The organism is Roseibium sp. AWQ4_254 (assembly GCF_056161025.1).
This window is the reverse complement of sequence record NZ_JBSWYH010000006.1, coordinates 24,098-38,416: the sequence shown is the minus strand read 5'-3', so window position 1 is coordinate 38,416 and position 14,319 is coordinate 24,098. Positions and strand designations below refer to the sequence as shown.

The 14,319-nt window shown below is 59.5% G+C and carries 10 protein-coding genes; 5 read left to right on the top strand and 5 right to left on the bottom strand.

Going from position 1 to position 14,319, the window contains the following annotated elements; all coding sequences use genetic code 11:
- The first annotated feature begins 453 nt into the window (after positions 1-453).
- Positions 454-891, top strand: a complete 438-nt coding sequence (locus tag ACXAIC_RS05970) for a MerR family transcriptional regulator (protein ID WP_475174679.1) — start codon at positions 454-456, stop codon at positions 889-891.
- 898 nt (positions 892-1,789) lie between these two features.
- Here ACXAIC_RS05970 and carA read toward each other — a convergent pair.
- Positions 1,790-2,971, bottom strand: a complete 1,182-nt coding sequence (gene carA / locus ACXAIC_RS05965; RefSeq protein ID WP_475174677.1) for a glutamine-hydrolyzing carbamoyl-phosphate synthase small subunit — start codon at positions 2,969-2,971, stop codon at positions 1,790-1,792.
- A 246-nt stretch (positions 2,972-3,217) separates the two neighbouring features.
- Between carA and ACXAIC_RS05960 the strand changes: the two genes are divergently transcribed.
- The 4 genes from ACXAIC_RS05960 to ACXAIC_RS05945 all read left to right on the top strand — a co-directional run bounded on the left by ACXAIC_RS05960 (position 3,218) and on the right by ACXAIC_RS05945 (position 10,357).
- Positions 3,218-3,721, top strand: coding sequence for a GatB/YqeY domain-containing protein (locus ACXAIC_RS05960; RefSeq protein WP_475174989.1), 504 nt, complete (start codon positions 3,218-3,220; stop codon positions 3,719-3,721).
- Positions 3,722-3,981: 260 nt separating this feature from the next.
- A complete protein-coding gene (gene dnaG, locus ACXAIC_RS05955; RefSeq protein WP_475174674.1) occupies positions 3,982-5,916 on the top strand; it encodes a DNA primase in 1,935 nt (644 codons plus the stop codon).
- 471 nt (positions 5,917-6,387) lie between these two features.
- Complete coding sequence (rpoD, locus tag ACXAIC_RS05950) at positions 6,388-8,385, top strand: RNA polymerase sigma factor RpoD (RefSeq protein ID WP_475174672.1); 1,998 nt, start codon at positions 6,388-6,390, stop codon at positions 8,383-8,385.
- A 466-nt stretch (positions 8,386-8,851) separates the two neighbouring features.
- On the top strand, positions 8,852-10,357 hold the full coding sequence (locus tag ACXAIC_RS05945) for a DUF930 domain-containing protein (RefSeq protein ID WP_475174670.1): 1,506 nt from the start codon (positions 8,852-8,854) through the stop codon (positions 10,355-10,357).
- A 116-nt stretch (positions 10,358-10,473) separates the two neighbouring features.
- Here ACXAIC_RS05945 and ACXAIC_RS05940 read toward each other — a convergent pair whose 3' ends face one another.
- From ACXAIC_RS05940 to ACXAIC_RS05925, 4 genes are all read right to left on the bottom strand, one after another.
- Entirely contained in the window at positions 10,474-10,914 is a 441-nt protein-coding gene (locus ACXAIC_RS05940) for a hypothetical protein (RefSeq protein ID WP_475174667.1), read from the bottom strand.
- A gap of 55 nt (positions 10,915-10,969) precedes the next feature.
- On the bottom strand, positions 10,970-11,887 hold the full coding sequence (locus tag ACXAIC_RS05935; protein WP_475174664.1) for a PAAR domain-containing protein: 918 nt from the start codon (positions 11,885-11,887) through the stop codon (positions 10,970-10,972).
- Positions 11,888-11,954: 67 nt separating this feature from the next.
- Entirely contained in the window at positions 11,955-13,445 is a 1,491-nt protein-coding gene (locus ACXAIC_RS05930; protein ID WP_475174662.1) for an MFS transporter, read from the bottom strand.
- 290 nt (positions 13,446-13,735) lie between these two features.
- Positions 13,736-14,287 carry an RNA 2'-phosphotransferase gene (locus tag ACXAIC_RS05925; protein ID WP_475174661.1) on the bottom strand — a complete coding sequence of 184 codons (552 nt, stop codon included), beginning with the start codon at positions 14,285-14,287 and terminating at the stop codon, positions 13,736-13,738.
- Positions 14,288-14,319 lie beyond the last annotated feature (32 nt).

Here is a 14,319-nt window from a genome sequence, read left to right as displayed (position 1 = left end):
TATTTGTTTTTTTTGCGTTTCGGCTTAGCGGCGTACCGTAGGGTTCTGAAGTTTTGACTTCCCTAGAATGAAAGCGCGGTTTATTGATGTGGCGTTATCGATAATTAATATTTATACCCTTTCGACATCCTTGTGATCAATTAAATTTGGGCGGTTGTCTGCTCTTGTTTCTATTGGAATAATTTTAATTTTCGTTCTTCTGAAATTTTTGCGAAAAATGGTCAATAAATCTCATTTTTTCCTAGATTTTATCTATCAAACGGGTGTATTGGTCTGAATGCTACGTCCCAGTATGTTGATTGGGGCTTTTCGTCATGTGCGATAGCAAATGCTGAGACGCTGTTTTTTGCAGGGCTAGTGGGACCTGAAAAACCGGAAGTGGGACCGGTTGATCAGGAGCTTTGGAGGAGACAGCAGAACTCGGATCAAAAGAAAAAGATCGGGCTATAAACTATGAACAATGCTGCAACCAATATGGTCGCAATCCCAGACATTGCTGGTGTGGGACTGGACTTGACGCTTGAAGACCGCGTTCTTGCGATCTCTGAGATGTCAGAGCGGTTTAATGTTACGTTGCGTACGCTGCGTTTCTATGAGGAAAAGGGTCTTTTGAACCCTGTCCGCAAAGGGGCGCGCCGGTTCTATGGAACGCGTGACGTGTCGCGGATGCAGGTCATTCTTCAGGCGAAGAAGATCGGTTTGACACTTGCGGAAATCCGTCGGGTGATCAAGTTGGTCGAAGGAAAGACCAACAAGCAGGACCAGTTCAAGGAACTTCAGGAAATCTGCAAAGCACAGCAAGAGATCTTGATCGAACAGAAGCAGATGCTCGACGAGCAGGTTGCAGAAGTCGAGCAGATTCTGATGGCTTTTGACGAGCTGATTGCTTAGGTCAGGTTCCGAATTTCATTCCGTCCCGGTCCCTAAGGGGAGCCGGGGCCGAATGCTTTATAGGCCTTTTAACGTCTAAATCAGGTTGTGCGAACCTATGTTCGCGCTTTCCCTTTGCAGGTTGCTGACGCCTCTCCAGGCTTCGTGACGGGCGGGGGAGCCTCTTTGGGATAGCCTCGCAAGCTTTCACCCTTGCGGGCTGAGATATTCTTTCCTTTCAGGCTGATTTGTCTTTTGTTTGCGCCGAGGTGGTGCGGGCTGCGGTGCCTTTTTCTATTCTGCCACTCTCACCTGATGGACCCACCTGACCGGTTTGGAGGCCTTTCTGAACCGGGAGAGATCTTGCCTGAGCCTGCGTTCGTATCGCGCTGCTGCTTAATTTTGCCCGGTTTTGCAGGAGTGTTTGTCGCGGCGTTGAGTGGTTGATCCATCAAATGAACGTGGATCAGGATTCAGTTCAGCGTCTTGCACTGGAAGATATCTTTGTGTTTCAGAAGAGTTGCGTCGGTTTTCTGAATTTGTTTGGGAATGACTTGATCGGGTTTATGATCATCTTCATCCACTCTTTTAGCGCATGCTTCAGAAAAACAACACGTTCCCTCGCCATAGAGCAAATCGCGTTCAATCTGATTTGCCTTGCGCGTCCTGAAACCAGATTTGTCAATGCAAAAGGCAAACTGGTTTGACGTCAGATGAATGCGGCTCTCTTCAAAGACACGGCGGCACTGACCGTTTTCAGTACCACATGACCGGCCGCGTCATGCGCTTTGGCGGGAGCATTGAAGGCAAAGCTGCGCAATTGCTTTCACCCTGCAGACAGTTGCAAAGGCGGATACGAACCGGTGCCCGCGTCTGCTGAATTGGCCTTCCAAAGACGCGTTGCTCCCGGCCCGTTTTGTCAGGCTGATTTTGCCGATTGCATCAGGTCGGTGAAGCGCTGGAAAAGGTAGTGGCTGTCCCGGGGGCCGGGGGAGGCTTCCGGGTGGTACTGCACAGAAAAGACCGGCTTGTCTTTCATTGCCAGACCGCAATTCGAGCCGTCGAAGAGGGAGACATGGGTCTGCTCGACATTATCCGGCAGGCTCTTGGCATCCACGGCGAAGCCATGGTTCATCGAGGTGATCTCCACCTTGCCTGTGGTGTGATCGAACACGGGGTGATTGGCGCCGTGGTGCCCCTGATGCATTTTCATCGTTTCCCCGCCCAGCGCCAGCGCCAGCATCTGGTGGCCGAGGCAGATCCCGAATGTCGGAACGCCCGCATCGATCACCTGTTTGATCATGCTGACGGAGTAGGTGCCGGTCGCTGCCGGATCGCCGGGACCGTTTGACAGGAACACCCCGTCCGGGGTGTGGGCCAGAACGTCTTCGGCAGTGGCGGTTGCCGGAAGAACGGTCACGTCACAGCTGGCATCGGCAAGAAGGCGCAGAATGTTGCGCTTGATGCCAAAGTCGATGGCAACCACCTTGAATTGGCCGCCTTTTGCTTCTCCGAAGCCTTTGTCCCAGGCCCAGGTGGTCTGGGACCAGGAATGGGACTGGGTGGTGGAAGCGTCCTTGGCCAGATCCATGCCCACCAGCCCTGGCCAGTCGGCGGCCGTTGCCGTCAGCGCGTCCACATCAAATCTTCCGTCCGGTGCATGGGCGATCACCCCGTTGGGGACCCCTTTCTCGCGGATGAGGGCGGTGAGGGCCCGTGTGTCCACGCCGCAAATGCCGATCAGGTTCCGGCTCTTGAGCCAGGTGTCCAGATGTCGCGCCGCCCGGTAATTGGCCGGATCGGTGATACCGGCCGCAAGCACAACGCCCCGGATGCCGCTGTCAGCCGCCATGTTGACGGTTTCAATGTCCTCGTCATTGGTGCCGACATTGCCGATATGGGGAAAGGTGAAGGTGATGATCTGGCCGGAATAGGACGGGTCTGTCAGGATCTCCTGATAGCCGGTCATGGCAGTGTTAAAGCAAATCTCACCAACGGCTTGGCCGGTGGCGCCAAGGCCCTGGCCCTTGATGATGCTCCCGTCGGAAAGCAAAAGCAGGGCGGTCGCCGGGGTCTCAGACCATGCGTCTGCAGTCGTCATGTCTTGTATCCAGAGTCTGTTGGTGACATCATGCGCTGCAGGAAAGGCGTCTGGGGCAGGCCGAAAAGTCTGCATCTGGCCGCCTGCATTAAGCGCGGGACTCTATGGGAAGCGGCTTGGATCGTCAATATTGATCCGTTGAAAAAAGATCATTAAAATTCAAAGGCTTGACTGACCGCTTGAAAAGAGTGCCCGTGCACTCGCGGCCTCAGTGCGGCAGGGGTAGGGTGAACCATGCGCGATGAATTGCGCGACAAAATCAATGCTGCGCTGAAAGAAGCGCAGGCTGGAGACGACAAGCGCAGGTGCGCAACCTTGCGGCTGATCCAGACAGCCGTCAAAGACCGGGAAGCGGCTGCCCGTGAGAATGGCAGGGACGGGGTCGGTGAGGCGGAAATTGTCGAGATCCTGCAAAAGATGGTCCGCCAGCGGGAAAGCTCTGCGGAGGAATTCGAGACCGGAGGTCAGCTGGACCTGGCCGAACAGGAGCGGCAGGAACAGGAAATCCTGCGGGAATTCCTGCCTGTTCAGCTGAGCGATGACGAGATCCGGGATCTGTGTGAGAGCACGCTCAAGGACATTGATGCCCATGGCCTGCGTGACATCGGGCGCTGCATGAGCGAGCTGAAGGCACGCTATCCGGGTAAGATGGATTTTGTGCAGGCGTCCTGTTTCGTCAAGGACATGCTCCGGGCCAACGGAAATGGCAGCCAGGCCAAACCCGGGGGGGATGAAGCCGGCACGGACTGACGCCGGCCGCTCCCTGGAACATCTGGCGGAGCTTGGCAGGGGCCCAAGCCTTTTCGCCAAACATGCCTTTTCACCAATGGGTGGGAAGGCTCTCTATCAACAGGTCATCCAAAATGGGACACCTAAGGGCCCATCCCTCTGGCGTGGGCGGGGAAGACTGTTTATTTTGGGAGACCCCCGGCGGCGGTAAGCGGCACCGCCGGTCGGCTATGTTTCTTTGAGCCTGCTCAACCCAATGAACCTGGCAAACCGATCCGAACATGCGTTTTGAACCGCGTCTCCTTGATGAAATCCGCGCCCGGCTGACCCTGTCGGATATTGTCGCGCGCCGGGTGACCTGGGACCGCCGCAAGACCCAGCCGGGCAAAGGGGATTATTGGGCTTGCTGCCCGTTCCATCAGGAGAAGAGCCCGAGTTTCCATGTCGATGACCGGCGCAACCGCTACAAATGTTTTGGCTGCGGGGCCTCCGGCGACCACTTCACGTTTCTTTGCGAGACGGAAGGCCTGAGCTTTCCTGAATCCGTTGAACGGCTTGCCGAACAGGCAGGCGTTGCGCTGCCGGCGCCAGATCCCCAAGCCGCCCGGCGAGAGAAAAAACGGGCCGGGCTGGCCGATATTTGTGAAATGGCCGCCCAGTTCTTCCAGGCCGAATTTGCCGGTGGCCGTGGGGCCGGAGCCCGCTCCTATGTTCAAAAAAGGGGGCTGACCCCGGAAATCCTGTCGGAATTCCGCTTTGGCTTTGCGCCGGACAGCCGGGATGCGCTGAAGTCCTATCTTGCTGCGCGGGACGTGCCGGAAGCGGCCATGGTGGAAGCCGGGCTGACCATCAAGCCGGAGGACGGGCGCCCGGCCTATGACCGGTTCCGGGGGCGCTTGATGATCCCCATCCATGACGAGCGTGGCCGGGTGGTGGCCTTTGGCGGGCGTACGCTTTTGCCCGACGGTCAGCCGAAATATCTGAACTCCCCCGAAACGCCGCTTTTTCACAAAGGGGTGATGCTGTTCAACGCCCACCGGGCGCGCGAACCAGCCTTCAAGGCCGGGGAGGCGGTCGTGGTGGAAGGCTATATGGATGCCATAGCGCTGTGGCAGGCAGGCATCCGCCATGTGGTGGCCTCCCTGGGCACGGCCTTCACTGAAGACCAGGTGGTGCGCCTGTGGAAATTTGCGCCTGAACCGGTGATTTGCTTTGACGGTGATGCGGCTGGGGTCTCGGCTGCCCACCGGGCGATTGACCGGATTTTTCCCGTGCTCAAGAGCGGGTATTCGTTCCAGTTCTGTTTTCTGCCGGACGGCATGGACCCGGATGATCTGATCAAGCAGCGGGGGCTGACCGGCTTTCAGGAGGAAGTTGCCAAGGCGCAGGCGCTGTTTGATGCGGTCTGGGAGCGTGAGATATCCGTGTCGCGGCTGGACACGCCGGAGCGCAAGGCCGCCTTGGAAAAGCGTTTCGATGATCTAATCGCGACCATCCGCGATGAGCGGGTGCGTCGTCGCTATCAGCTGGATCTGAAATTCAAGCTGTCGAACCTGTTTTTCGAACAGGCCCGCCAGAGCCGGAAAGGGGGCAAGGGGGGCAAGGGCGCGGAAACCTCCCCCTCCCTGAAAGAGGGGCGGGAGCGGGTGGCCGCCAGCAATGACTTTGGAACGGAGCGGCTGGTTCTGGGCCTTGGCCTGCGCTTTCCACATTTGCTCGACAAGAATTTCGAGCGCTTTTCGCGCCTGCCTTTCACCAACGAACTGCACCGGCAGGTGCGGGACATTTTATGCCGCATTGTCGACGATCTGGAAGACGCGCCTGTGGCCGAGCTCATTTCGGGTTTTGAGGAGCCGCTGCGCGTCATTATGGAAGAGATGATGCTGGAGACGATCGGCCTGCAGGAGCAACGCCAGGCAGAGTTCTTTGCCTTGAACCACCGTTTCCCGCTTCTGAAATCCAACCCGCCTGAGGATTTTGTCGAAGCCGCTTTCGTTCATTTCCTTGATCTTCTGGAGCTCAATGCGCTGGAAGAGGAATTGTCGGGGGAACTGGCCGAGGCGGACGAGCAACTGGACGAGCAGTCCTGGTCGCGCATTCAGGCGCTCACCCAGGATTTGAGCCGCCGTCGGGAGGAGTGCGCCCGCGACGAAGCGGATCTTGCTGAACGGGCAAAGAAAATCAGATCCGCCCCGCCGATGGCCGCGGCCCAGTAGGGCCTGGCTTGCCAGACGGGATCCCGCCGGACAGGCTTCGTTTGCAGTGGAAGGCTCTGCAACATGTGTGTGAGCCGAGAAAAAGTGCATTTTCTGATTGACCAATGACGAATCAGGCTTGCGAATCACGCTCACCGAGCTAAATAGAAGTTTTGCAGCCCTCAAAGCGCCGCAGCTCAAAGCCAGCTGGCGGCAGATAGTCTGAACAACGCTGCAAACCCGTTGAATACCGCTCGGCGCTTCCCGGTCTGGAAGCTCTGAAAAAGAAGGCTGTGAGCGTCATTGATTCAGAATTTTGTCAATGGTGATGCGGACACGGTTAATTGGGACTTAAGGGACACGGCTTACAAATCTATTCAAACTGATTCTTCCGGACGCGGCCGCAACAGATGCTGGCGCGCTGGAGTTGAGCTGATTTTAAGCCGGTAATGGGGCGTGCGTGGCCTTTTGGGCCACGAACTGGAGCACGATATGGTAGCGAAAGCGACACAAGCAGACGAGACGCAGGAATCAGGTGCGGACGGCCCGGACGGCCCGCTGCTCGACCTCTCGGATGCAGCCGTCAAGAAGATGATAAAGGCCGCCAAAAAACGCGGCTATGTCACTTATGATGAATTGAACGAGGTTCTGCCGTCAGAGCAGGTTTCTTCGGAGAAGATTGAAGACACCATGTCCATGCTGTCGGACATGGGCATCAATGTGATCGATTCCGAAGAGGCGGAAGAGGGACCGGAGGAAGTGGACGGGGGTGAGCTGGTCGCAGCGAATACCACCGCCGTAGCCAAGACCACCACGGCAAAGGAACCGGCCGACCGGACCGATGACCCCGTGCGCATGTATTTGCGCGAAATGGGCTCGGTCGAGCTTCTGTCACGCGAAGGCGAGATCGCAATTGCCAAGCGTATCGAGGCGGGTCGGGAAGCCATGATCGCGGGGCTGTGTGAAAGCCCGCTAACATTCCAGGCTATCATCATCTGGCGTGACGAACTGAACGAAGCCCAGGTGCTTCTGCGCGATATTATCGATCTGGAAGCCACTTACGCCGGTCCGGACGCCAAGGCGGGGCCTGCCGTGGCCAACGACGATGTGGCGCCGGGCGAGCAGTCCGGGGAAAAGGCGGCCGAGAGCGGTGCCTCCGAAGACACGGAAGCCGAAGGCGGGGAAGGCGAGAGCGAAGAGGACGACGACGAGTTCGAGGCCAATGTCTCTCTGTCCGCCATGGAAGCCGAGCTGAAGCCGGGCGTTCTGGAAACGTTCGACAACATCGCCGACAATTACAAGAAGCTGCGCCGTCTGCAGGATCAGCTGGTTGAAAACAAGCTGGCCAACAAGACCCTGTCGCCGAGCCAGGAGCGCCGCTACAAGAAGCTGAAGGAAGACATCATTGTTGATGTGAAAAGCCTTTCGCTCAACCAGAACCGTATTGATGCTCTCGTTGCCCAGCTATACGACATCAACAAGCGGCTGATGGGCTATGAGGGCCGCCTCCTGCGTCTGGCCGACAGCTACAATGTCGACCGGACCGACTTCCTGAAACAGTATCAGGGGGCCGAGCTGGACCCGAACTGGCTGCGCAAGGTGGCAAACCTGTCCACCCGTGGCTGGAAAAACTTCATTGCCAAGGAAAAGGAAACCGTTCGCGAACTGCGTCAGGAAATCCAGACGCTCGCCACCGAAACGGGCCTTGAAATCACCGAATTCCGCCGCATCGTGGCCATGGTGCAAAAGGGCGAGCGCGAAGCACGCATCGCCAAGAAGGAAATGGTCGAGGCCAACCTGCGTCTCGTGATTTCCATTGCGAAGAAATATACCAACCGCGGCCTGCAATTCCTCGATTTGATCCAGGAAGGCAATATCGGCTTGATGAAGGCGGTGGACAAATTCGAATACAGGCGCGGCTACAAGTTCTCCACCTATGCGACCTGGTGGATCCGGCAGGCCATTACACGTTCGATTGCCGATCAGGCCCGCACCATCCGGATTCCGGTCCATATGATCGAGACGATCAACAAGATTGTGCGGACCTCGCGCCAGATGCTGCATGAAATCGGCCGCGAGCCGACCCCGGAAGAGCTGGCTGAAAAGCTTCAGATGCCGCTGGAAAAGGTCCGCAAGGTTCTGAAGATTGCCAAGGAGCCGATTTCCCTCGAAACGCCGATTGGCGATGAGGAAGATTCGCATCTGGGCGACTTCATCGAGGACAAGAATGCGGTTCTGCCCATCGACGCGGCCATCCAGTCGAACCTGCGCGAAACCACAACCCGCGTTCTGGCGTCCTTGACGCCGCGCGAAGAACGCGTTTTGCGCATGCGCTTCGGCATCGGCATGAACACTGATCACACGCTGGAAGAAGTCGGGCAGCAGTTCTCGGTCACCCGGGAACGTATCCGCCAGATCGAAGCCAAGGCGCTGCGCAAGCTGAAGCATCCGAGCCGGTCCCGCAAGCTGCGCTCGTTCCTCGACAGCTAACGCCCATCGCGTGTCACCGGATTTGTCTTTCGCTATCTGAACTCAGAGAGTTCACCGCGAATGACAAACCGGTTTCCCGGTAGAACACGGCACGCTATCAGGCTGTTTTTAAGGGAAGGCGGTGGACGTTTCCGCCTTCCGGTCCCGCGTCCGGAGGTTGTCAGCCGGACTGTCAGGGCCTGTGCTTCCCTGAAGACGGGTCTCTCTTCCTGCACTTTTCCTTTGGTCCCGATTTTCGGGGGATCAGGGCCCCCCCCTTGGCAGTTGCCCCAGAATCGCTCCAAGTGGGTGCTTGAAACAGGCGTCCCTGGGGACGGGCGTCAGACCCGGTCAGCAGGCTATGGCCCGGCAGAACGGCTCGCTCTGAGTGGTTTTGCGCACTTTCGGATGTGAAACCGTTGTCTGTTCTGGCTGGAAGTGCTCTGGAAGATATGCCCTTTTTGACAGTCTCTGTTCGAGGCGTCTTTTGACGATAACCGCAGATGTGAACCGGCCGGTGCCGGATCCGGGAACGACTGACCGGCTGGACTTTGTCTGGGGTCTGCTGGCTGCCATTTTGCTGCATGGTCTGGTGGCGCTGGTGCTGCTGGGCAAGATCTCCGGCTACGAAACCCAGCCGGGCCAGACGCCGATTGACGTTCAGATTGTCCCGGTGCCCGAACTGCAGCTGCCGGAAGAGACAACACCGCCCGAACCGCAGCAGGAAACGCCAGCCGCCGAAGAGCCACCTGCGCAGGACCAGCCCCCGGAGCAGGACCAGCCACAGGATCAAGCGCAGGAGCAGGAGCAGCAAGTGCCGCCGGAGCAGACCCGGCAGCAACTCCAGGAGCAGGCAGAAGAAAAACCGCAAGAGCCAGAGCCCGAACCGGCCCCTGAAGAAGAACCTGCGCCCGCGCCGGCAGAGACCGCTGACGCCGGGCCGGCAGCCTCCGTGATGCAGCCGGTGCAGGAATTTGCCGAAGAGGACAGTGCTCCGGCCCAGCCTTCCGACGCACCGCTGGCCGAACCGCAGGACACGGCCCCGGATGCTGAAACCACCAGCCAGGATCAAAGTGCGCCTGCCGATGTGCCGCCGGGCGAGGGGCCGGAGGCCGAGGCGCCCGGGGTGGTGACGGAAAACACCACACAGGAGCCTGCACAGGAGAGCCAGGCGGATGCCGGGGAGCAGTCTGGCGCTGCTGGGGCCGCTGACGGGGAGACGGATCAGGGCACGGAAGACGCCGCGCCGGAGGATCTTGCGGCTCAGCCCCCGCCAGAAACAAGCGAAGACGTGCAGGACGAGGTTCAGTCGCAAGACCAGGCGGAGACGGATCTGGCAGAGGAGGTGGACCCGCTGGCCGGGCCGCAAAGCGGGACCGCGAGCACACAGTTGCCCGTTCCGGAAGTGAAGCCGCAGGAAACCGGGGACGCGGGGACCGGGGCTGAGGTGAATGTCGGCGAGGCAGACGAGATCGCGCCGGAGGATTATGGAACCGTCGGCCCCATTGTGACGGCGGCGGTGCCCGCCTTGAAACCGCCAGCGCCCTCCCGTCGCCAGACGGGCCGACAGGGCCAAAGGCAGGGCGGCGGCGGTCAGCGCCGGGAGGCCCCGTCGGGCGGTGGCGGCGGTGGCAATCTGATCGCTGCGCGCCAGCTTTATTCCAGTGACATTCTCGGGGACCAGCGCGCCCGCACCGCCATGCGCGGCATGCCAGAGGGCCAGCGGCTCAATCTGTTATGCATGACGGAGTTGCGCGCCCAGTTGAGCGCGGCCAGCGCGGTGCCGCCAGAGCTTTTGCCCAGCTTCCGGCCGCGCGGTGGCACTGTTCTGGAGCCCCGCCGGGCGGCGTTCCGCAGCCTCGGGCGCTGGTTTGACGTGTCGTTCCGCTGTGAAACCGACAGCGGCGTAACAAGGGTGGAAAAATTTGGTTTCCGGATCGGCAATGAAATTCCGAAGTCACAATGGCTCAGCCGTGGGCTGACGGGATTTTAAAACAATCCGCGTTGAATTGGGTGTGGCTTTGCCGTTGGCGGACTGAAATCATAGCTTCTCATGCAAAAAGACTAAATGACTTCAATCCGCATGAACGCGGTACGCTCTGAACTGGCTCACTGGATCTTCATATCGACAACAACCACGGAGGCCCGCTCCGTGTTGCCGGGAAAGCCGAAGCTGATTTTTGTCGTGTCGTCCGACACGGACAGGTAGGCAGGATCGCCCGCAAGCCCGCTGGCGGGCGAGGGGGTGAAATCCACATGGCCTCTATAGGCAGCCTCCACCTCGCTCTGGTGCACCTGGACCTGCGGGGACAGCTGGCAGACAAGTACGGCGCTCTTGGCCTTGGGGGATTTCGGATAGCGCAACTCGCAGCCGGTGAAGAGCGAGCCGGGCGCCATTTTGCCTTCATAGGTCTGGTGATAGGCCGTCATCTTGCGGGTCGGCTGGAACTCGCCGGTTAGCAGCACCCCGAGGCGGTCCGGGTCGAGTGTCTTTTCCAGTGCAATTGCTTCGACTGTCTTGCGCAGATCCTGAAATTTTGTCGTGGCCATGGCTGCTCCGCAGATCGGCAGGAGGAACGAAAGGGTGAGCGTTTTGAAAAAAGCGCTAGTTCTGCGCCCGGTCATAATGCGCACCGTACTGCCTTTCGTAGAAATCCCTGTAAGATTCATTGGTTGTACTGGTTGTCTCGCCGTCCAGAAAGGTGCCGCCGATTTCCTCTCTGGCGGCTTCCCGGTCCCCGGTCCTTTGATAGTCTTCATAGGATCTTTGATAATCGGCGTGATTGTCCGAATTGCCGGAGATCCCGATATCCGGCCCGCCATTGGCGGCGATTTCGTTGCGCGCCTCGATGTTGGAAAGCGTTGCTTCCCCTTCCCCGCGCACCCGCTGATTTGTGTTGGCTTCGATATATTCCTCGCGGGTCAGGCCGTCCGGGGGCACAGCTGGTCCGGTGTCAAAGGCCGCATGCCCGGCCTCGTGGGACAGGCTCCTGACCTGGTCTTCCGCCGACCGTCCTTCGCTTGTGTCGATATACATCGTCTTTTCAGCGCGGTTGGTGGCCGAGCCGCCGCCATCGCGCCCTTCGATTGTCCAGCCATCCTGCAAAAGGCCGTCCACCTTGGCGCTCAAACTGGGGGAGAGGGCAACCAGATCATCCACATCGGCGCCCAGCCCCGTTGTCACACCGGCGGCCGGGCTGCCGCCACCGCTTCCCGCAGACGTGCCGATCAGCACGGTGACGAAGCCGGTCGCAATCATGCCGCCATGGTTGGTCTTGTCCGTGATCCGCGCCGCCGGCGAGCCCCCGACGAGAACATTCCAGGCCCCGGTGATGATGGTGGCAGGGCCGCCCGCCGCACAGACAGAAATATCCCCGACCCGGGCCTGGGGCATCTTGCCGGTGAGAACCCTGGGGCAGCAGGGCGGGATGATCGGACCGCCCACATGGGGCACGGGCACGACGGCGGGGGTCATCATCGGACAGGCGGTCATATCGGTCACGCGCGCGGCTGGAAATCCCATGTGTCAGGCAATCCTTTGCATTGAACGTGCCCCAGTGTCGGCGCAGACCGCGCACCCGTCAATGCCGCTACGTCACACTTTGCGCTGTTGCCCGCTCTTCTTGTCTGAGCCGGTGCCGCAGCACCAGCATGGCCCCGGCGGGCAGGAGAGACAGGGCTGCCGGGATGAGAAAGACGACGGGGCCGGACCGGGCGATGGCCTCATGGGTCACCAGTGTGCCGGTTTCCGGAGGCACGAGCCCGCTTAAGACGGCAATGAGACCGGCAAAACCGCCGCCGATCGCAATTCCGGCAGAAGACAGGGCCGGGAGGATGCTGGAGACCAGATCCCGTTCCGTGTTTTGCGCAGAATACATCAGGCTGCGCAGCAGGATCTGGTTGTACAGGCCGTGACCGGCTCCGGCCACCAGCGCAGCCAGCACAAACAGTGGCAAGGAGGCCACCACAAGAGCTGCGGCAGTCAGCACCATCCCGGCGCTCACGAGCACGGGACCGGTGACGAGATAGGTGAGTTCCCGGGCCCGGGACGGCGCACGGGACGAGATCCAGGCGAAAAAGGACCAGGCAAATGCCAGGCTTGCGGCGACATATCTGGCCTGGGTGACGCCAAGCCCCCAGAAGACTTGCCCAAATGTGGTCATGAAGAGGGCGCGCACGGCCACGGTTGCGGACATCAGGAACGCGATCCAGGTGCCCAGCCCAATCAGGGTCCGGGGTCTGAATGCATCCTTCGGGAAGAGGCGCGGGCGGCTGCCCCGGTCGAGTTTCAGCAGAAGTGCGGCGGTTGCCAGACCGGTGAGGGTGGTTGCGGCAAGTGGCAGCGGCTCATGGATGTTTCCGATCAGGGTCAGCAGAAGAACGGTGAGGGTCAAAAGTGCAAGGCGCAGCGGCAGCCGGGGGCCTGACCGGACAGATGTTCCGTGAGCGGCACGGCCCAGTGCGGGCGCTGTTTCCGGCAGGGCCGAATTCATCAAGAGGAACAGAACCACGGTCAGGGGTATGTTGACAAGAAAAGCTGCCCGCCAGGACCAGGCCTCGGTGAGCATTCCGGCCGAGACCGGGCCAATTCCGGCGGCGAGCGCCCAGACCCCGGCCAGCAGCGCGAAGACACGCGGGGCGGCCGCTGCGGGAAACAGGTCCGGGATCAGGGAATAGCACAGCGCGACAATCATGCCTTCCCCAAAGCCCTGCAGCGCCCGCCCGGCGATCAGGCATTCCAAAGACGGGCTGAGACCGGCCAGGACTGATCCGGCCGCCAGAAGGCAGGTGGCGGCGAGAAAGGGCAGCCGTGCCCCGTGCCGGATCTTGGCCGCCCCTGTCAGGCATCCCGCCAGAAGGGCCATGATTTCAAAGGAACTGAAGACCCAGAAAGCCCGGTCCTGACCGCCAAGGTCGCGCAGGATGTCCGGCAGAACTGCTGTTGTCACAAAACCGTTCAAGGCATGGGAGCCGACACCCAGAATGAGCGCCAGCGTGCTGGCGATCCGGCCCGGCGTGAACAGGGATGTGGTGAGAGAGCTGCCGGTGGCGGGCCGCCGCGCAGGCGAAAAGACAGACATGGGAACCTCAATATGAAAAGATATTACTTTCTAAATTAGGCATCCAAATATGGAAAGCAAAATATTATTTTATTGCGGGGCGAGACAAAAGGGGCCTGTTGAAGCGGCCTCAGCGCACTTCGCGTTCTGGATTTGGAGCAAATGGCTTTTGATTGGATGTGTCTTTCGCGGCCTGACCTCAGAGATGTCAACGCAAGAGACAAGGCCGCTTGACAGCGTTTGCACGCGTTAGACTCTTTAACCATCCCAGGTGCTGGACCGGTCTCCGGTTCCGTTGATCTGGCGCCAGATCAACGAGGGTCTGATGTCAGGGCGAGAAAACCGGGTGGAACGGTGGCGGCAAGCCAGACACCGTTGTCTGTCCGGTAGAACACATGCCCGTTTGCGGTCATGTCACCGGCCTGAACCGTCAGGATCACCGGCTTTCCATGGCGCCTGCCAACGCTCAGGGCGGTGTCTGTGTCGCCGGACAGGTGCACATGATGCCGTTTCATCGGCTTGAGCCCATCCTTAAGGATCGCAGGCAAGAACCGCTCAGCGGTACCGTGGAAAAGACGGTCCGGGGGGAGGACCGGGGCAAGGCCCAGATCGACAGAGACGGAATGACCCTGTCTCGCCCGGATCTGGTGCCCGTCTCCGGAAAATTCATACCGTTTCTTGTCGTTGGTCTGAACGAGGGCGGTCAGCCTGGCCCTGTCACAGGCAAGGCCCTTTTTGTTGAGCGCTTCCAGCAGAGCGGCCACATCGGCCCAGCCGGCACGGCTCAGGTCAAGCCCGGCATCCTCCGGCTTGTGGCGCAGCCAGAAAGACATTTGTTTTGAGATTTTTTTATCGTCAGTCATTGTTCTTGATCACTTTTTTAAATTGGGTGTCG